This is a genomic window from Clostridium sulfidigenes, from assembly GCF_000732635.1.
Lineage (GTDB): Bacteria > Bacillota > Clostridia > Clostridiales > Clostridiaceae > Clostridium_J > Clostridium_J sulfidigenes.
In genome coordinates, this window is record NZ_JPMD01000050.1 from 12,848 (window position 1) to 37,725 (window position 24,878).

The following is a 24,878-nucleotide window of genomic DNA, read 5'->3' on the forward strand; positions in this document are numbered from 1 at the left end:
GAAAATAAATATAGACTTACTATCTACATTGCTGAAGTATTACTTCTAATGAAGCTTACTTCAGCCTTACCTGAATGTAGTTGCCATATATACCAGAAAGCATAAGGAATTATTATTATACCGTTAAATATTCCCCATCCAAATAATATATCTGCATTAAACCATGATGATGCATCCATTACAGCTGGGAATAAGTTAGGTAAACAAGCTCTAATTAATACGTGAGCAGATAAGGTATATATACGAGCTGCTATATAAAGTTCAGGTTTTCTTTTAATAATTGGATATATTTCTGCTGCCAATAATATGCATATAGAGCTAGCAAAGTATTTACCAGTTTCACCATATACAAAGCATAAATTCCAAGTTGTATATAATAAATTCCAAGCTATAGTTGTATAAGCTATAAACATACTATTATCTTCAGCACTTAATTTAAAGAATTTTCGTCCATTGGGGAATGGAATAGTAAAACATAATAATAATCCACAAAGCGCATTGCCATAGTTTTTTAAAGTAACATCTTTTATGGTAGCTTCGGCAATATTTAAGAATAGTACCGCATAAATGAACCAAACTATCCAATCCTTTCTCATAAAGTCCCAGAACTGTCCTTTATATTGTTCTTGATCAGCTACACGGAAAAATCCACCTATTATAAGTGGCAATATAGCACTGAATGTTTTTGCCCAACGAAACCAACCATTTATGCCTCCCATAAGCCAAAGTGGAAAAGTAAATAAAGATACAACCCAGAAGATAGCTGCAAATTTGTGATGTTTCCTCATATATTCAATCATGAATAAAAGTAAAATAAAATAAGTTCCCATGGAAATTACATATTCCCAAACAGGAATATTCATATTATACATCTCCTCTTTTAAATATTGTAACAAATAATCTTATACTTATATATATTACATAGTATAGTTAAACATAACTAATATAAACTTACAGTTTATGTAATCCAAATTAATAAATTAGTGATTATAAAAGATAAAACTCTAATGCCATTGTAACTTTAGATAAACTTAAAGGAGATACCCCCTTAAAGATGGTATCTCCCTTTATGTTATATATCAAATATCTGAACACTACATTCAAAATCATAATTTTTTTAATAACATATATTTAATTATTATATTTTGAGTTTATATCTGCTAAAATATCATCTACTATATCATCATTTTCTTGTTCAACTACAGATTTTTCAGTATTACCACATACTTCATTACAATTACCTATATAACTAATTTGTTTTATAATAAACCCTAGTAAAAATAAACATATTCCGTAAAATACATAGGGTGTTACTGAAATCAAATAATAATTAATCACTTCTGCTAATTGCTTGCTTGGCTCAAATCCTTGTAAGATTAAATTCGATATATGCTTATATGATGTATAAATATTAAATATTGCAAACACACCCATAATTATTGAACATATATTTAGTATAAATGTAACTTTTGGGGTGTTCTTAAATTCTGATGCCATCATATTAACCTCCTTTATTTAATAATTTAAATTTATTTTAATTTATCCCTTAATTTAGCCATGATTCTTAGATTTATTATTAGTGTGACTTTTAATAAATAACAATTTTCCAGATTGCAATCCCCATATCTCATCAAGATATGTACATACTTTTTTAGAATGAGTGACGATAATAACACATTTATTATGATTATGGGCTAATGATAATAAAATATCCATTATTTTTTCTTCTGTTTCATTATCTAAATTACCTGTTGGTTCATCTGCAATTATTATATCTGGGTTATGTGCAATAGCTCTAGCTATTCCTATACGTTGCTGTTCACCACCAGATAAATTTAAAATTTTTCTATTAGCTGTATCTAAATCAATTCCAACATCTTTTAATAAATTATATACATAATTATTTTTATTTTTCTCCTTTACACTACTTATATTCATGGATAATAGTATATTTTCTTTGGCTGTGGCATTCAATAGTAAATTATATCCTTGAAATATAACTCCAATATCATTTGCTCTATATAGATCCTTATCTATTGATTTTAAGTTTGTGTCTTTGTATAAAACTTCTCCCTTAGTACATGTATCAAGACCTGATATTAGAGAAAGTAATGTACTTTTTCCTGCTCCTGATTTCCCTACTATTCCATAAACTTTTCCTTTTTCGAAGTTAATATTTATATTACTAAAAACATCTTTTTTCCCATTTTCATATCTATAATTTACATCTTTTAAACTTAATAAACTCATATTATTAATTCCTTTCTGATAATATTTTTCTTGGTTCAAATCTCATTATATATAAAATTCCTATACCTATAGACACCGCTCCTAGTAACAGAGCTATTAATGTAATTCCTAAAACAGCTTCACCACTTAAAAATACATCTAATTTTTCTATTGGTGGCGCTGAACTTGTTGCACCCATAGCTACTGACATCATTCCTGAAGAAGCCTCTTTTTGAGCATCTAATTGACCTTGCAGAAGTATATTAGAAATAGGCTGAGCTGATAAACTACCTATACCTAAACCTACCGTTAATGAAATTCCTATCATAAATAATGTTTCGAATATTAAACCTAAAGCTACTTTTCCTTTCTTCATACCCATAGCTCTAAGTACTCCAATTTCATATTTTCTTTCACGAATACCTAAAATTGAAATTAAGATTAATATACTACCACCAAAACCTAAAACTAAAAACATAAAGATATTAGAAACCTTTTTTAAACCTTCTATAGGTTTAACAATATTATTATAACTAGTAGCATCTGTAGATATTTCAAGTGTATCACTTAACCCTTTTTTATGTGCCTCCTCATTAAAGGCATCTAATAAATCTGGATTTTTTAAATAGTATTGAGCATCTAAGTTAATTAAATCTTTATCTTTTTTTACTTTTTCATTGTATTTTCTTAAAGTATCATAGGTTGTAATAATTTCATTTTTTCTATTGATTATAGGATGTTTAAATCCCATACTATCTGATTTTGACCCATCATAATATATTCCTGAAACAGTTAATTGTAATGACTCAAAATTGTCTGGATCATCTGGATTTTGAGATTTAAAACTATCTCCAACCTTTAAATTATTTAATTTTGCAAAATCTTCACTTATCATAGCTTCGCCATCTTTTTCTGGCATTTTACCATCTGTGATTTTTCTTGTACCATTATTAAATTCTTCTCTACCGGCTTTATTAAGTCCACCTAAAATGTTTAAATAACCATCTTTAGCATTTTCTGATTTTTTATTTCCTCCTATTACATTTACATTCATACCACCTGAATTACCATATTCTTTGTTTCTTTTTTCAACTTCATCTTGATCTAATGCTTTAATCTTATCGCTATACCCGATAAAACTAGAACTAAATATTGTTTCTTTAAGATGTTCAGATTTAGCAAGCTTTTCTTTAAGCTCATTAGAGGGGCCCTCATCAAAGCTTCCCATATCACCATTATTCATTTTTTCTTGCATTTTTTCTTGATTTGATTGAATAAATACTTCTGATCCAAACTTGTCTTTATAACCATTTATTATCTCATTAGAAGCTGTATTTATTATAACTGATATAGCTGCACATGAAAGTATTGCAATCATTATAACACCAAGTAAAATGTTTCGTCCTTTGTTTCTTGTTAAATTTTTACATGCATTTTTTAATATATACATCCTTAAACTCTCCTTTTCTAATTTTGATTGTATCCACAGTATAACAAATTGATTGTTTACTCAATGTTAACTCTACCACTAAGGATTTAATAAAAATTATATTTTATATTCAGAAAAGGCTAAATAAAAACAAGATCCTTTATTTATTTCACTATCTACAATTACAAAACCATCACAGAGATCACATACATGGGATACTAAGCTTAATCCTATTCCATAACCATCCTTATTTAATTCATTAATTCTATATTTATTATTGAATATTTTTCCAATAGAATTCTTATCCATACCAATACCCTGGTCTTCAACTGTAATAACAACTGTATTTTTTTTATTTTCAACTGATACTTTAATGGGTTTACCTTCTCCATATTTTACTGCATTATCAACTAGATTACTTATAGCACGATATATCCATCTTTCTTTGGCTAAAATTATAGTATTACTTTCATCATCAAAATCAAATTCAATATTTCTGTATGTCTTCCTATAACCATCACAAATAGAAGCACAAATTAATGAAACATCTACTTCGGTCAAACCTTTATCAATTTTTACATCACTTAAAGTTAAAACATCATCTATGCTGTCTGAAATATTATCTATAAATTTAAGATATTCTTGATTATTATCTATTTCTAAGTTAGTCCTTAAAATTGCTATAGCATTTTTTTGTTCATGTGATAAATAGGAATTTAATCTCTTATATTCATCCAAAGTTTGATTAAATTTATCCTTTATATTTTCATATGCAATGCCAAAAGATCTACTTATCAAAGCTGGATCGAAGTCATCGTCTATATCATTAAGCTTATTAACTATATTTTCAATCTCTTTATCATGAATCTTATTTAAGATTATCCACAACAAAATGGATGCTATTATAAAAATAGAAAAAAACATTAAAATAGTCACTGCTATATTTTCAAATCCAATACTTAAATATACTCTTCCAATTTCGCTAGCATCAGTTAATCTGTTGGATCTTAAAATTATACTATTAATAGTTTCTACATTTCCATATATATTTTCTAATGAATTCTCTCCATAGTTCATATAATTAAGAATTGCTCTATTTTCCTCTAAATTAGAACTTACAGCAAAATATTTAATATCTTTCATAGATGTGCTTTCTGCTAAATTACTAAATGAACTCCTGACACCGTAAATTCCAAAAATCAAAACTAAAGTTAAAATTAAAGAATATATAACTATAACTAACCCACTTTTTAAATTTACTCTACGCATAAAACATATCCCTTTCCTCTAATATTAACTAAAACATCTCCTCCATACACATTGCTTAATTTTTTCTTAAGCCTGGCAATATGTACTCGTAATACAGATGAAAACGGATCAAAATCCTCATCGTATATATGCTCTGCAATTTCCTCACTAGATACTACTGCAGGATGTTTGTAACAAATGTATTCTAGAATATCAAATTCCTTAGCCGCCAATATTACTTCTTTATTATCTATATTGACAGTGCGGGTAATAGGATTAAGTTGTAATTTTCCTATATTTATAATTGGATTTGTACGACCATGAAATCTTCTTATTACAGCATGTATTCGTGCTCTTATCTCTAATAATTGAAAGGGTTTCGTTATATAGTCATCAGCTCCAGTATCTAAGCCTAAAGCCAATTCAGCTACTTTGTCTCTTGCTGTTATGATAATTACTGGAGTGTGTATTGAAGCTTTGCGTAAACACCTTAATACTTCTATTCCATCCATACCAGGAAGATTTAAGTCTAAAAGAATAACATCATATTCATTTACACTTGCTTTTTCTTCACCATCTTCTCCTGTATTTGAAACATCTACTTTAAAATTCATCTTTTCTAAGTATTTTTTCATGGAAGTAGATAATTCTATATTATCTTCTATCACTAACACTCTCATTTGCTTTCCTCCTTATTAAAACTTTTCAATCATTTTACTTTATCATATTTAATGTTTATTTAATGTTAACTAATACTACTTTACAAATAATTAAATTTTAGTTATCAAAAAATACAATGAACCAAACGACTTACCCCTATACAAATTAATCATAGCAATACAAATAATCTGAAAGGATATGTTTGGTTCTATGAATAGTATTAACAACAAATCAATAATTAAGACATTAGATAGTTATCTTCCTTAATATAAGCACATATTTTATGGAAGAATTTTTAAAAACTTTACTATGATAATTATAGCAATGCTTTCTATTCGAAAATCCGCTCAATTAAATTTCTCTACGAAAATTTTATTAATTAATCTAACATGCACTTCTCACCTTTAAATATGGCTATTTAGATGTATAAATCTTAATGAAATATCTTCATTAAATTATACACGTAAAAATATAATATTTCTTTTGCTAATATCATTGACTTATCTCACTAATAATACTATACTGAGTAAGAAGCTTAAGGAAATCTCTTAAGAACTTAATATCGCGGGATGGAGCAGTTGGCAGCTCGTCGGGCTCATAACCCGAAGGTCGTAGGTTCAAGTCCTGCTCCCGCAACCATAAAAAGATTCTATATTTATTATAGAATCTTTTTTATTTATGAATTATATTTAAGTCTAACTTCTCAATTTAAACTTAGTGGTATAAATGATATAATTGTAATGTTATGCATTGTAATTTAGTTTAAAAGTTGACTATGAGATTTATAAGTATCCATTAATTCTACATTTATATTATTGGAATTGTGGAAATTTACTATTTTTATGGAGAGTGATATATTAATGAAATTTATAGATATAGAAAACTGGAAAAGAAAAGACCACTATAATTTTTTTAAGGGCTTTGATTACCCACATTTTAATATTTGCAGTAATGTAGATATTACAAAATTTTATAGTTATATTAAAGAAAATGAAATCCCATTTTTCATATCCTTTGTATATGTAGCTACAAAAGCAGCAAATGAAATAAAAGAATTTAGATATAGGATAAGAGAAGATAAGGTAGTTGAGCATGAATCTATAAATCCTGCTTTTACTGTAATGGGACAAGATGAAGTATTTAGTTTTTGTAGAGCAAAATTCATAAATGAGTTCAATGATTTTAAAATTAGTGCATCTGAAGAAATAGATAAAATAAAAAATAATATCATTATTGAAGATGAATCTGATTGTGATGATCTCTTATATATGACCAGTATTCCTTGGGTTTCATTTACTGGTGTAGCCCACCCAATTCAGATGAATCCTGTTGACAGTATTCCAAGAATAGCCTGGGGTAAATACTTTGAAGAAAATAATAAAGTTAAGTTACCACTGTCTGTTCAGGTACACCACGCCTTAGTTGATGGCTTACATGTAGGACAATATTTTAGTGTAATTCAAGAGATTTTAGATAATCCTTCAAAATATTTATAAAACATGTTAAAGGAGCTTTTCAAAAGCCCCTTTAATTTCCTTATTGCAAATCCCTATAATATTTAGGATATCTATTACTTTTATTCTTATTACAGATATTTATTGCCTTTTCCTTACTAAGTGGAAGTATCCCTTCTGATTGCTTAAATACTTCCCTATTTACTTTTTGAGCAAAGCATCCAATTTTAGGCTTGCCTATATGATTTTTCATTTCAATCCATAGTTTTTTTACAGATTCTTTTTTTACATTTCCAAAGTTCATAGGTACAAAATCACAGGGATATAATTCTCCCGAAGCACTTATATAGGAATGTTGATTTCCTGCTCCACAACCAAATTTTAATTCACTTTCTGTATAAGCAAAGGTACTTATCTTAGGTAAATCACTTCTTTTATTTGCCTTATGTTGCAACTTTATAAGCTTTTCTCTATCGCTTTCACTATACATTACACTACTTAATTGTTTTTGTGTTAAAAGATTGCCACTTAGGATAGGTTCAAGTATCTTAACTTCATGGGCCCCATTATCCTTAGCAAATTTAAATAACTTAAATAACTCTTCCTCATCAAGATTTTCTTTCAATATAACAGTTTGTGCCATTACATATAAACCTGCTTTATTTGCATTTCTAAGAGCTTCAATAGCATAATCAAAGGCATTTTCATTATTTCTATTTTTATTGTGTACATCTTTTTCATAAGAATCTAAACTTATTCCAATGCCAAATAGCCCACTATCCTTTAATTTTTTTGCTTTTTCATAGCTTAGATTAAAACCACTGGTAAATAGAATAGATGTACTTCTATTATCTATACTTCTTACTATATCAAATATATCTTCACGTGCCATGGGCTCTCCTCCAGTAATTCCAATAATCGGAGTGCACATTTCTTGAAGCTCCTGTATAACCTTAATCCATTGTTCCTTTGATAACTCTTCTCCTAATTGTCTACTTTTTGCACTACAATAAACACAATTATTAGGACATTTATGTGTTATACATAAATACATAGAAATAGGTGCAGTTCTATCTGCATAAATTTGCTTTGTAAATATGTTTTTAGGCTCATGAACTGCTAGTACATTTTGTATAAAGGACTTAGATGGAAAGGGTGGTAAAAATGTACTCAGTATATACTTGTCCTCATGCTTCACTAGCTTTTCACCCTTTATAAAACTTCTCATCATTTTTATATACTTTAATATATTAAACTGCTTATCTTCCCTTAAAATATTGTAAATGTCAAATATACTCCCTATAACATTTTTATCAATAGCCATTTGGGACATGATTTTTAAATTATTTATGCTCATACATTTCTATTCCTTTCTAAATACTCCATAGGCAAATTTATGATTTATTTCATAAGCTTCATTTTTATATTTCTCTTTCTTTATTTTTTCCACTATAAGAGGTTCAACTTCATTATAATTATTAAATATCTTCTTAGTGCCTGCCAAGGCACCAGTTATATTTAACCACTCCATAAGTTCCTCTGGCTCCTTAAATCTAAAAAACACTTCACCTTCATCTACTTCTAAAACCTTAAAATCGTACTGCCTGCACCATTTAACTAAACCTTTCTTCCCCTTTGGTAAATTTAATCTTATATCCATAGGTTTAATTACTTCCTTTTCCTTCTCTCTCATGACTTCTAGAAATATTTCCTCTATCTTATCTAAAGTTCCATGAACATTTGTAATTATAGCTAATATACCCTGTGGTTTTAAAGCATTATTAAAGAGCTTAAATAATTCATGATGATTGAAATAAGAAAGTGCCCAACCAAAAAATATCACATCAAATTTTTCATTAGACTTTTTCAAAAATTCAATACCATCACTATTAATAATAGTAACCTTATCCTTATTAACAGCGTTTAACTTCTCAAGCATTTTACCTGATTGGTCTACAGCTGTGATTTTATAATTTTCAGATTTATCTAAAAGGCCCTTAGTTATATATCCTGTTCCACAAGCAAAATCTAGTATCTTCAATTCCTTATTTGGATTTATATACTTTGAATGAATAATATTATCAGAATGTGTTCCCATTTCTTTGAGCCAATGATTATAGGTATCAGAAACTTTATCATACTCTGCTCTATAATCTTCTTTGCTTACAACTTCTTTTTTAAAGAGTTTATAGCCAACCTTTAAGTAAAATACCATTTTATTTATCATATTTTCTCACCTACAAATATAAAATAATAGCCCTTATCATAAACTTTACTTATATGAAAATGTTCTTCAAGCAAAACCTTAATTTCATCTTTAGTTCTAAAAAACAATCTTCCAAAGAGAATAAATTCAAATAATCTTAACAACTTGGTTCTTATATGATTTTTATGGAAATCCATAATAACTATTTTTCCACTATCCTTTAGTATCCTACTTATTTCAGCAATGAGCTCCTCTTGTTCTTTGATATGATGAAAAACATCACTCATTATAACTGTATCTATAGAACCGCTGTGAAATGGCGTACTTAAAGCATTACCTTTTATAACTTTAACATTACCTCTTTCCTCTACTCTTGAAAGCATCTTCTCACTTTCATCAAGGACATATACAGCGTTACAGCTATTACAAATATGATTAGCCAAAAAGCCAGTGCCCCCCCCTATATCTACAACCACTTCATCCTCATTAATACTGGCTGCATCTTCTATATCTTTAATCTTATATAAGTTAAAAGTAGCCATAAACTTATCATAATATTTATAAACCTTATCAAAATCCTTAGTATTTCCCATAGACACCCTGCCCTTCAGCATGAAAAATATTTTCTAAATATATTATAACATTCTTACACCAGCTATTACACAACATTTAACTTATAAGGTAATCAAAACCTTTTATTGAAACTCTGTTTAAAAAACATATCATAATGCACAAATTCAATATAATAAAACTTAGTTATCACTTAGTAGTATAAATACTTTTTAGTTGACAATATTATAGTAAACAACATTTTTAACTTTAAAGTTGATACTTTGAAAGGAGAATACCATGGGAAATCAAAACAACAATGAAAATAACCAGATAAAAAATGCAAAAGAGAAACAACTAGATGAATTTAAAGTGGATAACCAAGGAAAAAATCTTACTACAAATCAAGGTCTTACAATGTCGCAAGATGAGTTTTCATTAAAGGCTGGGGATAGAGGTCCAACTTTAATGGAAGATTTTCATTTCAGAGAAAAAATTACTCATTTTGACCATGAGAGGATTCCAGAAAGAGTTGTCCATGCACGAGGTACTGGAGCACACGGAGAATTTCAATTATATGAATCAATGAAGGAATATACTAAAGCAGGATTTTTACAAGATCCTTCTATAAAAACTCCTATATTCGTAAGATTCTCTACAGTAGCTGGATTTAGAGGCTCTGCAGATACAGTTAGAGATATAAGAGGTTTCGCAGTAAAGTTTTATACTCAAGAAGGTAATTATGATATAGTTGCAAATAATATTCCTGTTTTCTTTATTCAAGATGCAATTAAATTTCCCGATTTTGTTCATGCAGTGAAACCTGAGCCAGATACGGAAGTTCCTCAAGCCTCTAGTGCTCATGATACCTTTTGGGATTTTGTTGCAAATAATCAGGAATCTGCTCATACTGTTATGTGGGCTATGTCTGATAGAGCAATTCCGAAAAGTTACCGTATGATGGAAGGCTTTGGCATACATACCTTTAGATTTATTAATGAAAGTGGTAAATCTACTTTCTTTAAAGTGCATTTTAAACCTGTCCTTGGGGTCCATTCTTTAGTATGGGATGAAACTCAAAAAATAGCTGGAAAGGATCCAGATTTCAATAGAAAGGACTTGCAAGAAGCCATCAATACAGGCAATTATCCAGAATATGAAGTAGGTGTACAATTATTGCCAGAAGATAAAGAATTCAGTTTAGATTTTGACATACTGGATCCTACAAAAATTTGGCCAGAAGAGGATATTCCAGTAAAGATTATAGGAAAAATAACCTTAAATAAAAATGTAGATAATTTCTTTGCAGAAGTTGAACAAGTGGCCTTTCACCCGGGTCATTTAGTTCCAGGAATTGATTTTACAAATGATCCACTACTACAAGGTAGGTTATTCTCATATACAGATACTCAACTTACAAGGCTAGGTGGACCTAACTTCCATGAGATTCCTATAAACAGATCTGTAGTCACCGTCCATAATAATCAAAGAGATGGACATTCAAGGCAGACAATAAATACTACTAATGTGAGCTACCATAATAATTCATTATCTAACAACACCCCTAAAACCCTAGGTGAAGACCAAGGTGGTTTTGCTAATTACCAAGAAAAAGTAGAAGGAAACATAGTTCGCTCACGAAGTAAAAGTTTTGAAGATCATTTTTCTCAAGCAGCAATGTTTTATAACAGCATGAGTAATGTGGAGAAAAAGCATATCATTGATGCATTTAAATTTGAACTTTCTAAGGTAAACAATAAAGATATTAGGCAACAAATAATTGATATGTTTGGTAATGTAAATATTGACATGATGACTCAAGTAGCACAATATCTCGGAGCTAACCTTCCAAAAGGTGAAGCATCAAAATATAACAAAGTATCACCAGCACTGAGTCAAGAAAATACTATTAAAAAATCAGATACATTAAAAGTTGGAATAATACTATCAGAAGGATATAATTTAGATGAATTTAACACAATGATAAAAGCTTTAAACGTTGCAAAAACTATGCCAGAAATAATAGGTTGTAACTTAAGCCCAATAAAGGGTTCTGATGGCACAAGTCAGCTGCCTAAACATTCCTTGCTATCTGCAGACCCCGTATTGTTTGATGCTATCTGCGTTCTTGGCTCAGGCAATGTTGACCCTGACTTCAAAATGCGCGCTAAGATGTTTATCGAAGAAACCTATAAGCATTTCAAGCCAATTTTAGTTTCACAGTCAATGACTATGCTATTAAAGCCAGAGATGAAAGATCAACCTGGAGTTACAGTTGGGGATTCTAAGGATAAGTTTACAAATAAATTCATAACTGATATTTCAGCTCATAGACATTGGGATAGAAATATTACTATATAATAGATATTTTTTTAAACTTGCAGCAACAGCACTCCATATGTGTTTTGATATTTCTAATTATATAACAACATTTGACTATGTTTAGCCAAATTTTCATCTAAAAAAAGGATGCAGTTTAGAATTACTGCATCCTTTTATTTATTTAGGCATCAATTATTAAAGATCGTTGTATATCTCCATATTATCTATACATTCTTGAACAAGTCTATCTATATCCAGTATACTTTCAGATTTTCTTATTAAGTCCACTCTAGGTTTTATTTTTGGATGCTTTGGTACAAATATTGTACAGCAGTCTTCATAAGGAAGTATAGATGTTTCATAGGTTCCAATATCTCTAGATATATCCATGATATCTATTTTATCCATAGCGATAAGAGGTCTAAACACTGGCCTATCTGCCACGTCATTGCTGACCATTAGTCCCTCCATAGTTTGACTTGCTACCTGGCCTATGCTTTCCCCGGTGGTTACAGAGTTTATATTATATTTTTCTGCTACAGCACAGGCAACTCTCATCATAAATTTTCTCATTATTATAGTAAGTTCATTCTCAGGGCATTTTTCTATTATATCCATTTGAATATCAGTGAAAGGTGCCACGTAAAGATTGATTTTCCCAGTGTAGCCCTTTAGTAATCTTGCCAAGTCCTTTACCTTTTCTTTAGCTCTTTCACTAGTGTAAGGATGGCTGTGGAAATAAATAGCGTTTAATTCTACCCCACGTCTTGCCATCAAATATCCAGCAACAGGAGAATCTATACCACCAGAAAGCATAAGCATAGTACTACCATTTGTGCCGTAAGGCATTCCTCCAACAGCTTTTACCCTTTTAGAATATACATATGCCCTTTTTCTTACTTCCACATTTATTATTCTTTGTGGTTTATGAACATCTACCCTTAATCCTTCTACAGCGTTTAATACTACAGCACCAATTTCACGACTCATCTCCATAGAATTTAGAGGGAAGGCTTTATTTGCTCGATTACTTTCAACCTTGAAGGTAGTTTCTCCAAAATCCTCAGCTTCCACAACCGCTTGAGCACTGATAGCTTCCATGGTAGGTTCTACTTCTGTAACTAAACAAACTTCATAAATGCCAAAAACCTTTTTTACTTTTGACATTACCTCCTCCAAATCTTCACTATAGAGGAACCACCTTCCTTGATCGCTTATAAATTCATAGCTACATCCCTTAAGTACTGAATCTATATTCTTCATGAGTTTTTTTTCAAAGATTCTTCTATTTAATCCCTTTAAAAAAATTTCCGATGCATATTTAATAAGTAATAGTTTTCTCATATTATTTTCTCCTTAAAAATTTCAAACTTTTTTCTAGTACTTCTATAGTGTAATCTACTTCTTCTTTTGTATTAAACTCATTAAAGCTAAACCTTATGGTTCCCTTTGTTTCCTGGGTATTAAGGCCTATAGCTTTAAGCACATGGCTATCTCCTTGTTTCTTTGCGGAACAGGCAGAACCAGTGGATACATATATTCCCTTTTCCTCTAAAAGATGTAGTAGTACTTCGCCTCTTACACCTATAAAGGAAACACTTAAAATATAAGGACTGAAACACTCCTCACAAGGACTGTTTATCACTATATCTTTTATATCTCTAAGTCTTTCTATAAAATATTCTTTAAGCTCACTTACCTTTGAATAATTAAGTTGAACATTATTATATATAATATCTGAAGCCTTTACAAAGCCTATAATACCTGGTAAATTTTCTGTGCCAGATCTAAAGTTTCTCTCCTGTCCACCACCGCTTATTAAAGCCTTAGGATTAAATCCTTTTTTTATGTAAGAAAAACCAACTCCACTAGGACCATGAATTTTATGGCCACTAACGGATAACAAATCTATTTGAGCTTTTTTTACATCTATTTTAAACTTTCCATAGCTTTGAACTGCATCTACATGGAACTTAACTCTAGGACTTTTTTCCTTTATTAAAATTCCTATAGCTTCTATATCCTGTACAACTCCCAGCTCATTATTAACATGCATTATACTTACTAATCTAGTGTCACTATTTATGCTATTTTTTAGATCTTCTAGAGATATACGCCCCTTATTATCAACCTTTAAATAAGTAACCTTAGTCCCTGCTGCCTGCAATTCCCTAAAGGTATTAAGTACGCTAGGATGTTCAATTTCACTAGTTATTATGTGCGCACCTACCCCAGTAAAACCTTTTACTAAAAAATTATTGCTTTCACTTCCACCAGAAGTAAATATTATTTCATCCTTGGTGCAATTAATAGTCTTAGCTAGTTTGTCTCTTGATTCATTAAGAGCTATTTCTGCCTTAAGGCCTAAACCATGAGCGGATGAAGGATTTCCAAAATTATTTTTCATTGTATGTACCACAGCATCTATTACCTCATCATAAGGTTCAGTGGTGGCACTGTTATCAAAATACACTTGCATAAAACCACTCCTAATCTATTATTCTACTTATTATATCAAATAATTCCTCCACCGCAACAAACTTTTGAAAAAAGTGTGATAGAGCATTGATTCTTGCACATTAAATAGTTAGAGAAAAGACCACCATAATTTTCTTAATAATAATAGCCATCAGTTTAGTAAACTGATGGCTATCATAATAATGAAGTATTTGTTATTTACTTATTGCTTTAAACGCTTCTGTTTGTGATTTTATTCCTTTTTCCGCTGCAAACCTTTCAATGCTTGAAGCACCAAAGAAACCGTCAATTCCTTCTGTTTTTTCTATTACATATGCAGCATCTTCTGGCTCCGCAATAGGTCCGCCATGACAAATTACCATAATGTCAGGGTTAACTTCTCTTCCCGCTTTAATAATAGCTTCAATTCTCTCTACACAGTCATCAAGTGTAAGTGCTGTTTGTGCTCCTATTGTACCTTTTGTAGTTAATCCCATGTGTGCAACTAATATATCAGCACCAGCTTCTGCCATTGCTCTTGCTTGGTCAGGGTCAAATACATAAGGAGTTGTAAGCATATCCAGTTCATGTGCTTTTCTTATCATTTCAACTTCTAAATCATAACCCATTCCAGTCTCTTCTAGGTTCTGTCTAAATACACCATCAATTAATCCTACTGTAGGGAAGTTTTGAACCCCTGCAAAACCTTGTGATTTTAATTGCTTAAGAAAAATCTCCATTACTCTGAATGGGTCAGTTCCACAAACACCAGCAAGAACTGGAGTATTTTTTACAACAGGAAGTACTTCTGCTCCCATTTCAACTACAATCTGATTAGCATCTCCATAGGATAGTAATCCTGCAAGAGAACCTCTTCCTGCCATTCTGTATCTTCCTGAATTGTAAACTATAAGCATATCTGCTCCACCAGCTTCACTGAATTTAGCCGTAATACCCGTACCAGCTCCTACACCTAATAATGTTTGCCCATTTTTAACCTGTTCTTTGAACTTTGTCATAATTTCGTTTCTTGTCATTGTATTCATCAATAAAGCCTCCTTCTATTATTTAAATTTATTAATTTACTATTTTTTCATCATATCTATTAATTTTTGTGCTGCAGCTTCTGCAAACTCTACTTCGTTAATGGCACAATTCATTTCTACTACTTCTACAACATTTCTGTTTACACCATTTTTTAATATATTAAATAATACTTCATCTTCTTCTGGACCGTAAAAAGGCTGACCTTCTACATCAATAGCAGATACTCCTTTTAGAGGTATGAATAAAGCTGTTTTTCCTTTAGCTAGATTTAATTTTTCAACCAGTCTCATACCAATCGCTTCATTTTCCTCTTTGTTTGTTCTCATAAGCGTTACTGAAGGATTATGTTTATATAAGTTACGTGTTATAAACTTCTCCGGAACTGTTTCATATGGTCCAAAATTACACATATCAATGGCACCTACTGATACAACCTGTGGTATTCGATTTTTGCCTGCTGCCTCTAAACGATGAGGTCCTGCATTTAAAACACCACCGATAACTTCATCTGCCCATTCTGTGGTAGTAAGGTCTAATACGCCTTCAATAAAGCCTCCATGGATAAGTGCTTCCATTGAACGTCCACCTACACCTGTTGCATGAAATACAAGAACTTCATAACCTCTCTTTTCAAGGTATTCCCTTGCAACTGTTATACATGGAGTTGTTACGCCGAACATAGTTGCAGCAACTAATGGCTTTTTCTCTACGACTTTTGTATTTTCAAACTTAAGCATACCTGCAATTGCAAATACTGCATTTGTAAAGATCTTTGTTGAAATCGAGTTAAGACCTGCAACATCCACCACAGAAGGCATCATAATAATATCGCTGGTACCTACATAAGGTTCAGTATTGCCTGAAGCAACCGTTGAAACCATTACCTTTGGAACACCTATAGGTAGTGCCCTCATAGCTGGAGTTACCAATGAAGTTCCTCCAGTTCCACCAAAGGATATAATACCATCAAACTTACCCTGTTTATATAATTCAGGTAATAACTTCTCCATGCCTTTTGATAATACTTCTGTTGCTAATGCCCTATCTTTTTTGGAAACTAGAGTTTCTATGTCTGAGCCTGCTGCCTTTGCAACTTCATTGTTTGATACATCTGGTTCAAAAGCTGGCTCAAATACACCGGTATGAATGGTAAAAGTACATAAACCCAAACCTTCAATTAGTTCTTTTACGTATAAATATTCAGTGCCTTTAGTGTCAAATGTTCCTGCAATAGCGATTGTCTTCATTTCTTTAATCTCCCTACATAAATTTTATTTTATCCAGTCTGTACAATGTTAGATAAATGACTAAGATAATCGTCTTATAAAACGTATGATATTTATAAGATAATCATACGTTTTTCGTCTTTTTATGTAAACGTTGCTATGTACTATATTTTTGTGTTTATGTCATATTTCTAAATTTATATTGTTTTGGCGAACAACCCTTATACTTTTTAAACATTTTGCTAAACTGCACATAATCTTTATAACCAACTAATGGTGCTAAGTCTGACAATTGGATATTCTCTTTATTTATAATTTCTGCTGCTTTATTTACACGAAATTTAACTAGATACTCTGGAAAACTACAACCAACTTCTTTTTTAAATAAACTGCTTAAGTAACCCCTTGATACATGAGCTACTTTGGCTAAGTCTAGAAATGAAACATCATTCATATAATTTTTGGCAACGTATTCCTTTACAAATTCAACATAATTATAGTGCTTTGTAATCCCATCTAACATTTTAATCATTAAATCATCTTCATCTAACTGAGTTGAAACTTTAAAAGCTTTTGTTATGTTTGTAATAGACTTTTCCGATGGAATTCTTTCAAATGTTGATCCACCTATATATCCCATTAAGTCTTCGATATTACTATACATGTACTGAACATCAATTGGTGTTTTTACAGGTCCACCATATATTAATTTAATTACCTCTGGTTTTAACTCATTACATCTATTAAATATCTTCTCTGCTTTAACCTTTGCAGCTTCCAGTGAGAATACTTTTTTTGCTCCTAACAATCCTCCTCCTGTTAGACCTAAATGTACGCAAATGACATCAGCTCCTGCAATAATCATCTGCTCTGCTTGTATTTCATTAAATACAAAGGCAACTGTAAACATGTCTTTTTCATGGGCTATTCTTATTGCTTCTACTTCAATTAAATAATTACATCCTTCTTCTTCAAGAGCTTCACCGAACTGGCTGTCTATAAGTCCAACTGTAGGATAGTTATTAATACCTGAAAATCCCATATCCTTTATTTTATCTATGTAACTTTCCATATTCTTTAGAGGGTCCGTTGCATTGAGTCCAAATATAATAGGCATATCTTTTACCAATGGTATTATCTCTTTTGAAGCAAAGTCCATTACCATATCATTGCTATTACAAAATGGTAAATAACCTGCCAATGAACTTCTCCCCATTTGCCGAAATCTACCCGAATTTAGCACTAAAATAAAATCAGCTCCACCCTTTTCAGCATATTTTGCCGTCATTCCTGTACCTGTTGCTACACCAATAATATGATTTCCATTCTTTATTTGTATATTGATATTCTCTAATAACTTTTTTCTTTTCATACTTTCGAACCTCTTATTTTTCATCAAACTCTTTATAAAGAAACAGCCCTTATCAATTTCAATGGTTAAGGCTTTTTTCATTAACATTACTTCAATACGATAACTAAATACACCCTCTTCATTTTTTTAATAGTATATCTTGTTTATTCATTTATATCTCTCCCAAGTTTATATAATCTTCAATTTTTTCATGTAAAGTCTTATCTGGATACAGAGACATGATACTATCATCATCTATCAATTTATAGTATCGAGTTGAGTAGCTAACACTAAATTTACTATTTGGTAAAACAAATCTTAATATCTCCCCATAACAATTAGGTTTTCCTCCTGAAGGTTCACCCCAAATAACACAGTTTGTCTCAAACTTGAATTCATAAGCATTAAGTAATCCTGATGAAAAAGTCTCTCTTCCTATTATTACTTTCAGATTCTCCTTATTGTTAATTCTAGGATTATTCTTTACATAGCATAATAAAGGTTCTAATAATCTGGAATCTCCACCCAGATTATTTCTTAAATCTATAGTAATTTTATAAGTAGAATTTTTCTCTATAAAGTCTATAATCTCCACTATTTTTGTACTAATTTTTATATTTCCATCTTCCCTACAATAATTATACTTTATGTAAAGTTCCTCTATATCTTCTAAATATTCATACCACAAATTCTCATTAGATCTTCTTGCATATAGAGGCAATTGATTGTCTGAATATCTCAGTTCACTAATATTAACTGTTTTAACTTTAACTGTATTGTGTTCTGTTGTTATTTTTATATTATCCACAGAATCTGATATCAATAATCCATATAAAACTTCTGCAACCTGCATATACTTCATACTCTGAGCCTTAAAAAAATATTCATTTTCAAAAGATATGATTTCTGAAAGTTCCTGAAGAATTTTATCCATGCTAACATCCTCAATTGCTATAACTTTCTTAAATAATAAGTTCTTATAAGCCTCACTAGTTCTTATAATATAAATCCCATCCTCAAACCAATAAAACTTAATAGGCAAATACTTATTAGCAGGAAATGCAACTGATGTATGGGCATCTCCAATCGAGGCAACCACCCTTGAAATTTCTACCTTCATCTCTTCATAATCAAAGTCACCTATCATTGACTTTAATTTATCTATCCTACTATCAAACTCTTCCCTACTTATATTAAAAAATAAATTTTTATGCTTTTCTATGAGATTTTCCCTCAAAAACTCAATATCTTCTACCCATTTTTCTTCCCATTGACTTTTCATAATATCACGCTCACCTCTTTATTTATGTCCCCTTAGTAAATAATTTCTAAATTAATCATGTTACTAAGACTTTAACATAAAATCTAATGCTTAAACAATTATATTTTAAAATATGATTCCTATATTGAATCACATTTTTATTCCATTGTCACATCTTTTTATTTAGGTATACTTAATCTAACTTTCAAAATAGGAAAACCCCTGAAACCCGCATGGCTACAACAAATAGTTAAATAGTTTAATATTTCTATAGTTAAATAGCTCCCTATATAAATAGTTTAATATATACCTATGCATATATTTGAACTAGATAAAAGTATAATTTTTTTAGATGTAAAATTAATTTTAAAAATAGATGTCTTCATTAGAATTTTAACGAAATATTTTAAAATAATATTGAATAGCGTAAAAAATCCACCGGCTAAGCCGTTGGATTTTTATTAATTTGCTTAAAATTTAGATTTTAAATATAGTCTTAAACTACTTCTAATAAGAATACTGAATATTTATTTCTGCATGTACAGTAGTTAAAGAAATTATTTGATTTATAGCTGTTGTGTATTATAAGAACTTATTTATTATTACAGATTATCCACTTTATTTCTATTAGCAACCACAACTCCTACAAGTGGATGCAATCTGTGTACTTCAACAGTAAAATCAAAATTTAAAAAGCAATTTTTTAACTCTTCCACGCTGGATGGAAAATCTACTTCTGGTCCATATCCTACTAAGGAAAATTCCTCCTTATAATCATTAGGATTTTCAAAAAACATTAAATCACCAATAATAATACTTTGCAAATTTTCTCCACCTATATTAATCATTTTTTCTATTGCATTTTGCTTATATATTGTAGTTAGATGATGTAATGCATAATTAGAAATAATTTTTGTAATACATTTTTTTCGTAAATCTACACTCAATTCAGGCTCTTCAAATGTTCCTATATATAGTTCAATATTATGTGCTCTTTCATTTTCTATATTTTCTTTAGCTTGTTTAAGCATTCCATCACTAATGTCTACACCAATTGCTAATTTTATTTTTCGTGATAGCTCAATAATTTGCTTTCCAGTTCCACACCCTAAATCAAGTATAATATCATTTATGTTAGGTTTAATCAATTCATTTATTAGTTCTGCTGTTTTAGACCTCCAGTGATAGCTGTCCGTAACATATTGTTTACTTGCGTCATTGAATCTCTGTTTTGCTCTTGTTTCCATATTCGTTATCTTGATAATATCAATAAGTTGTTGAACTTCCAAAAAACTATTATTTTGTATTTGCTTTTCGGCTTTATTTAGAGCAGTAATAACTGTCTCAATATGTTTCTTCTTTTCCTCTAATGCTCTTGTTTGAACCCTTATTATATTCTCTATATTTTGGTTTTTTTCATTTATAAGTTGTTTTATTTCATCAAGTGACAACCCAATAAACTTAAGAGTGATAATCTGTTGTAGCTTGATAAAATCTTCATCACAATAAATTCTATAACCAGCTTGGGTTTTTAAAGATGGCTGTAACAGCCCAATCTTATCATAATGAAGCAATGTTTTTACAGTTACCCCTGATCTTTTAGCAAACTCACCAATCTTCAAGATCCCCCCCCCTTTCAATATTATTTTAAATCCTAACCTTTGGTTAGAGTCAATACTGATTGTTATAATTTATTAGATACTTCGCATACTCCTACTATCGTTCATTAGATTATAGTTCTATATCATAGTTAATCAGTTTTAAGAATTTATTCATTTTCATTCCTTTCATCTAAATAAACTGAAAGATATGCTCCTATTCTTCCATTTGGAGCACATTCATCCATAAGGCCGAATTCTGGATCGTAAAATTTTCCATTATAATAAACTACCCAATGACCATAATTAGGAAACCATACTAAAAGAACGCATAGAGGCTGTAAATGAATTATTTATATATACATAAAAACAAGCTCCAGTTTAAGTTTATTACTAAAACTGGAGCTTTAAATTTTTTACTATTCTAGATTAAGCTTATTCTTCATGATGTAGTTAGTTATACAGAATAAAATTGTGAAGAAAATTAAACAAACTATAATTCCACAAAGTATTGCATAGTGTGAATATAGATAAATAAAACTATCACTTGCAACTAATATAGTCATACCTATTCCTATTATTGATTGTTGAGCAATGCTTAATATCATAAATCCAGCAAATCCTCCTAATAATTTTTTTGATTTAAACAACTGGCCTATAGAAAGTGATGCATAAAGCATCATAATTTGATGAGCTAAAGATACAATTCCCAATATTATAAATTCTATTATACCGAAAACATTTAATCCAATTTCAGAGTAAATATTTTTAAATCCTCTAATTATTTCTTTTAATACCCCTGGCTCATAGGCCATTACAAATATAGATGTTGCAGCTATGAAACCACTTATTATAGTCCATACCATAGATACTACTAATTTATTAACTATATTTTGATAACTTTTTACCGGGATAGTATTCATTAAATATCCTTCATCACCAAATAGGTTTTTATAAAATCTTTGTACAGTTATAAAAAGTGTTCCCACAAAAACTGCCACCATAGTTACGAAATATCCTATCATTGTTATAATAGCAGGAATTCCACCTAAGAAATCCATATTTACCTCAGCCATATTAGTTCCAATAAATATCTTATTAATAATTGAAAATCCTAGCAATGCTCCATAAAGAGGAAGCATTATTCTGCCTGTAGCCTTAAATTCATATTTCATTAATTTTCTTAGCATCTAAATACCTCCCTAAATAGTTCATCTACTGTCTTTCCGCTACTTTCTCTTATTTCATCTACACTTTTTTGTAGCATTATTTCTCCATTTGATATAAAAACAACATCATCGAGAACTTTCTCTATATCTGCTATTAGATGAGTTGAAATTACTACAGTTGCATTCTCGTTATAATTGCTTATTATAGTGTTTAAAATATAGTCCCTAGCTGCTGGGTCTACCCCTGCAATAGGCTCATCTAAAAAGTATAACTCTGCTTGCCTACTCATAACTAAAATAAGTTGAACCTTTTCTTTTGTTCCTTTTGATAAGGTCTTAAGCTTGACATTTGATTCAATATTTAACTTACTTAGCATATCATAGGCTCTCTTTTCATCAAAATCCTCATAGAAGTCTTTGAAAAAATTTATAATATCAGATACCTTCATCCAATCATTAAGATAGGTTCTTTCAGGAAGGTAAGAAACTATTTTTTGAGTTTCTATGCCCTGAGGAAGTCCCGCTATCTTTACTTCTCCCGACGTTGGCTTTAACAAACCATTAGCTAGTTTTATTAAAGTTGTTTTACCACTACCATTAGGACCTAAAAGTCCAACTATTTTACCTTTTTCTAAAGTTAAATTAATACCTTTAAGTGCTTCCTTATTGTCATATTTTTTAACTAATTCCTTACACTGAAAAATTGGTTCACCCATTACTTCATCTCCTTTGCCATTTTCCCTAGAAATTCCATGATATCCTCATTACTAAGTCCTAAACTTTTCATACTCTTAAGAAAATTTACTGCTTGGTCTTTAGCTATATCCAGTTTAATCTCTTTTATCATATCTATATCCTCCGTGATAAATCTTCCACTAGTCCTTTGACTATAAACAAACCCTGACCGTTCTAACTCTGCTAAAGCCTTTTGTATAGTATTAGGATTAACTGATGCCTCTTCAGCAAGCTCTCTTACCGTTGGAAACTTTTGTCCTGGCTTGTATTCTCCCGAAATTATCTTTAGTTTAATCTGCTCAATTAATTGAATATATATAGGCCTTTGGTCCTTAAATTCCCATGCCATCTAATCACCTCTCTTGTATTATTGTGTTGTTGTACTAACCTCTTAATACAATAATACAACCTACAATTGCTTCTGTCAATACCTATTTCCATAAATATCAAAAATAAAATCCAGAGGAAGTTTAATCTTTCTCTGAATTTTAATCTTTACTTTATAATATATAAATTTATATAGTTTCAATCTCAACTTTTATTGCTGTAGCACCTTCTAGTTGAATCCATTTTAAATTTGCCTTGAATTCCGTAGTAACCTTATTTAAATTACATATATTTTCTATAACATAGGCTCCTTTATTTTCAACATATTTATCTATTGCTACGTGATCTTTTCCATGTTGTATTCCACTTAGATCAATGCCTATTAATTTTACATTACAGTCTAATAATCTATCTATAAGCTCATTAGTTAAATATGGACTAGGCTTAGAATTAAAATACTCATCACTTCCATATCCATAGGTTTCTAAGTAACCCGTTCTAAATATTACAAAGGAACCTGCTTTAATTGATAAGTTTTCTAATATGTTAACGTCTATAATATCTATTTTCCTAGCATCTATTACCTTAACATCTATTTGTGATGGTAATTCTATATTGGATAGATTGTAGCAATCTATATGAGTTCCTATATGTTGCCTTTGGTGTGTCGGCTGTGAGTCTCCCCACTTTAATATTTCTACCGGAATGTTAAAATCTGTTAAGTGTAAATTCATATTATATTTCTCCTTCTGTTTCTATTAGTTCGTCTAAATAACTATTAAATTTAATCAAGAAATTAGTTACAATTTTTTCTTCCTTCTTATCTATATTTTTGAAAAATATCCTATTTCTTGCTTCCCATTGCTTATGCTTTATTTCATGATATTTATATAACTCTTCACCTGACTCCGTTAATTTGAAATATATCTCCTTATCATTATTAGGATTTTTATATTTATCAATAAGATTACTATTAAGAAGCTTTTTAGTTATCTTACTAATAGCACCTCTTGTCATATTCATACTTTGGGATATTTTAGTAACATTAGGATTTTCTATTTTTCCTACTAAATCTATACAGTGTATTTCTGAAACCCCATAATTTTCATATTCACTACCCAAAGCCAACTTACCTAAAATCTCTTCCTTTTCATATATTTCTTTAAAACTTTTCATAATAATATTAATATTATCTACTTTAAACACCTCCATATTGTTTCCTTGTAAACAATACTATCATCTTTTTGTTTCCATGTCAACAATTTTGCATAAGTACTAATTTACTATTATAATTCCATTATTAATATAATTTAATAAAAGAAGCCATAAGCATAATTCTTCTTATAGCTTCTTTTAGGTCATTTTATATGTTTTAGTAAAACCTCATCTAATTAAAAGCTCTACTCCTTATTAATTTTAAAATGTACCCTATATAGTAGACACTTTAAAAAAAGTCTATTATATAGGGTATTTTTATGTATAATAAAATTAATATATAGCTTTAGGAGTGATTATATGAGCAACAAATTTTTCACTGAATATCAAATTAAGAACTTATCTCAAAACAAATATGTACAGACTATTTCATCAAAATCAATTACTTATACTGA

General features: G+C 30.0%; 23 protein-coding genes and 1 tRNA gene. 3 read left to right on the forward strand and 21 right to left on the reverse strand.

Translation table 11 applies throughout. The features are described 5' to 3' along the window. Positions 1-23: 23 nt before the first annotated feature. The 6 genes from IO99_RS16635 to IO99_RS16660 form a co-directional block, all read right to left on the reverse strand. Entirely contained in the window at positions 24-863 is an 840-nt protein-coding gene (locus IO99_RS16635) for a hypothetical protein (RefSeq protein ID WP_035135447.1), read from the reverse strand. Positions 864-1,131: 268 nt separating this feature from the next. Further along, positions 1,132-1,500 carry a hypothetical protein gene (locus tag IO99_RS16640; RefSeq protein WP_242844145.1) on the reverse strand — a complete coding sequence of 123 codons (369 nt, stop codon included), beginning with the start codon at positions 1,498-1,500 and terminating at the stop codon, positions 1,132-1,134. Positions 1,501-1,551: 51 nt separating this feature from the next. Next, the gene (locus tag IO99_RS16645) at positions 1,552-2,250 is read right to left on the reverse strand and encodes an ABC transporter ATP-binding protein (RefSeq protein ID WP_035135452.1); all 699 of its coding nucleotides are present in this window, start codon (positions 2,248-2,250) and stop codon (positions 1,552-1,554) included. 4 nt (positions 2,251-2,254) lie between these two features. Continuing rightward, positions 2,255-3,679 carry an ABC transporter permease gene (locus tag IO99_RS16650; RefSeq protein WP_035135454.1) on the reverse strand — a complete coding sequence of 475 codons (1,425 nt, stop codon included), beginning with the start codon at positions 3,677-3,679 and terminating at the stop codon, positions 2,255-2,257. A 96-nt stretch (positions 3,680-3,775) separates the two neighbouring features. Beyond that, positions 3,776-4,927 (reverse strand): sensor histidine kinase, encoded by a 1,152-nt coding sequence (locus IO99_RS16655; RefSeq protein WP_035135456.1) that lies wholly within the window; start codon positions 4,925-4,927, stop codon positions 3,776-3,778. After that, a complete protein-coding gene (locus IO99_RS16660; RefSeq protein ID WP_035135459.1) occupies positions 4,915-5,586 on the reverse strand; it encodes a response regulator transcription factor in 672 nt (223 codons plus the stop codon). The genes IO99_RS16655 and IO99_RS16660 overlap by 13 nt, the downstream gene beginning before the upstream one ends. Before the next feature lie 543 nt (positions 5,587-6,129). Between IO99_RS16660 and IO99_RS16665 the strand changes: the two genes are divergently transcribed. Beyond that, a tRNA-Met gene (locus IO99_RS16665) sits at positions 6,130-6,205 on the forward strand. A gap of 221 nt (positions 6,206-6,426) precedes the next feature. Further along, on the forward strand, positions 6,427-7,062 hold the full coding sequence (locus IO99_RS16670; protein WP_035135461.1) for a chloramphenicol acetyltransferase: 636 nt from the start codon (positions 6,427-6,429) through the stop codon (positions 7,060-7,062). A 40-nt stretch (positions 7,063-7,102) separates the two neighbouring features. Here IO99_RS16670 and IO99_RS16675 read toward each other — a convergent pair whose 3' ends face one another. Genes IO99_RS16675 through IO99_RS18545 form a run of 3 tightly spaced genes read right to left on the reverse strand, consistent with a single transcriptional unit; the run spans position 7,103 to position 9,819 of the window. Next, positions 7,103-8,377: a radical SAM/SPASM domain-containing protein gene (locus tag IO99_RS16675; protein ID WP_051824267.1), complete on the reverse strand. Its 1,275-nt coding sequence runs from the start codon at positions 8,375-8,377 to the stop codon at positions 7,103-7,105. A gap of 6 nt (positions 8,378-8,383) precedes the next feature. Further along, the gene (locus IO99_RS18540; RefSeq protein ID WP_051824268.1) at positions 8,384-9,247 is read right to left on the reverse strand and encodes a class I SAM-dependent methyltransferase; all 864 of its coding nucleotides are present in this window, start codon (positions 9,245-9,247) and stop codon (positions 8,384-8,386) included. Next, complete coding sequence (locus tag IO99_RS18545; protein ID WP_051824269.1) at positions 9,244-9,819, reverse strand: class I SAM-dependent methyltransferase; 576 nt, start codon at positions 9,817-9,819, stop codon at positions 9,244-9,246. The genes IO99_RS18540 and IO99_RS18545 overlap by 4 nt, the downstream gene beginning before the upstream one ends. Before the next feature lie 256 nt (positions 9,820-10,075). Between IO99_RS18545 and IO99_RS16690 the strand changes: the two genes are divergently transcribed. Further along, positions 10,076-12,136: a catalase gene (locus IO99_RS16690; RefSeq protein WP_035135463.1), complete on the forward strand. Its 2,061-nt coding sequence runs from the start codon at positions 10,076-10,078 to the stop codon at positions 12,134-12,136. Positions 12,137-12,292: 156 nt separating this feature from the next. On the opposite strand, the gene thiI is transcribed toward IO99_RS16690, so the two are convergent. The 12 genes from thiI to IO99_RS16750 form a co-directional block, all read right to left on the reverse strand. Further along, a complete protein-coding gene (gene thiI / locus IO99_RS16695; RefSeq protein WP_035135465.1) occupies positions 12,293-13,441 on the reverse strand; it encodes a tRNA uracil 4-sulfurtransferase ThiI in 1,149 nt (382 codons plus the stop codon). Position 13,442: 1 nt separating this feature from the next. Then, positions 13,443-14,576, reverse strand: coding sequence for a cysteine desulfurase family protein (locus tag IO99_RS16700; protein ID WP_035135467.1), 1,134 nt, complete (start codon positions 14,574-14,576; stop codon positions 13,443-13,445). A 193-nt stretch (positions 14,577-14,769) separates the two neighbouring features. Beyond that, entirely contained in the window at positions 14,770-15,600 is an 831-nt protein-coding gene (locus IO99_RS16705; RefSeq protein WP_035135469.1) for a phosphoenolpyruvate hydrolase family protein, read from the reverse strand. 39 nt (positions 15,601-15,639) lie between these two features. Continuing rightward, entirely contained in the window at positions 15,640-16,848 is a 1,209-nt protein-coding gene (locus IO99_RS16710) for a Tm-1-like ATP-binding domain-containing protein (RefSeq protein ID WP_035135472.1), read from the reverse strand. Between the two features lie 157 nt (positions 16,849-17,005). Next, positions 17,006-18,199 carry a phosphoenolpyruvate hydrolase family protein gene (locus IO99_RS16715; RefSeq protein ID WP_035135496.1) on the reverse strand — a complete coding sequence of 398 codons (1,194 nt, stop codon included), beginning with the start codon at positions 18,197-18,199 and terminating at the stop codon, positions 17,006-17,008. Between the two features lie 151 nt (positions 18,200-18,350). Continuing rightward, the gene (locus tag IO99_RS16720) at positions 18,351-19,460 is read right to left on the reverse strand and encodes a peptidase S41 (protein ID WP_035135474.1); all 1,110 of its coding nucleotides are present in this window, start codon (positions 19,458-19,460) and stop codon (positions 18,351-18,353) included. A 581-nt stretch (positions 19,461-20,041) separates the two neighbouring features. Beyond that, a complete protein-coding gene (locus tag IO99_RS16725; RefSeq protein WP_242844146.1) occupies positions 20,042-21,061 on the reverse strand; it encodes a MerR family transcriptional regulator in 1,020 nt (339 codons plus the stop codon). A gap of 395 nt (positions 21,062-21,456) precedes the next feature. After that, the gene (locus IO99_RS16730; protein ID WP_035135478.1) at positions 21,457-22,227 is read right to left on the reverse strand and encodes a hypothetical protein; all 771 of its coding nucleotides are present in this window, start codon (positions 22,225-22,227) and stop codon (positions 21,457-21,459) included. Further along, a complete protein-coding gene (locus tag IO99_RS16735; RefSeq protein ID WP_035135480.1) occupies positions 22,221-22,922 on the reverse strand; it encodes an ABC transporter ATP-binding protein in 702 nt (233 codons plus the stop codon). The genes IO99_RS16730 and IO99_RS16735 overlap by 7 nt, the downstream gene beginning before the upstream one ends. Next, positions 22,922-23,290, reverse strand: coding sequence for a GntR family transcriptional regulator (locus tag IO99_RS16740; protein ID WP_035135482.1), 369 nt, complete (start codon positions 23,288-23,290; stop codon positions 22,922-22,924). Before IO99_RS16740 ends, IO99_RS16735 begins: the two co-directional genes overlap by 1 nt. Before the next feature lie 166 nt (positions 23,291-23,456). Further along, complete coding sequence (locus tag IO99_RS16745; RefSeq protein WP_035135483.1) at positions 23,457-24,002, reverse strand: cyclase family protein; 546 nt, start codon at positions 24,000-24,002, stop codon at positions 23,457-23,459. 1 nt (position 24,003) lies between these two features. Further along, positions 24,004-24,474, reverse strand: a complete 471-nt coding sequence (locus tag IO99_RS16750) for a MarR family transcriptional regulator (RefSeq protein ID WP_051824275.1) — start codon at positions 24,472-24,474, stop codon at positions 24,004-24,006. Between the last annotated feature and the right edge of the window lie 404 nt (positions 24,475-24,878).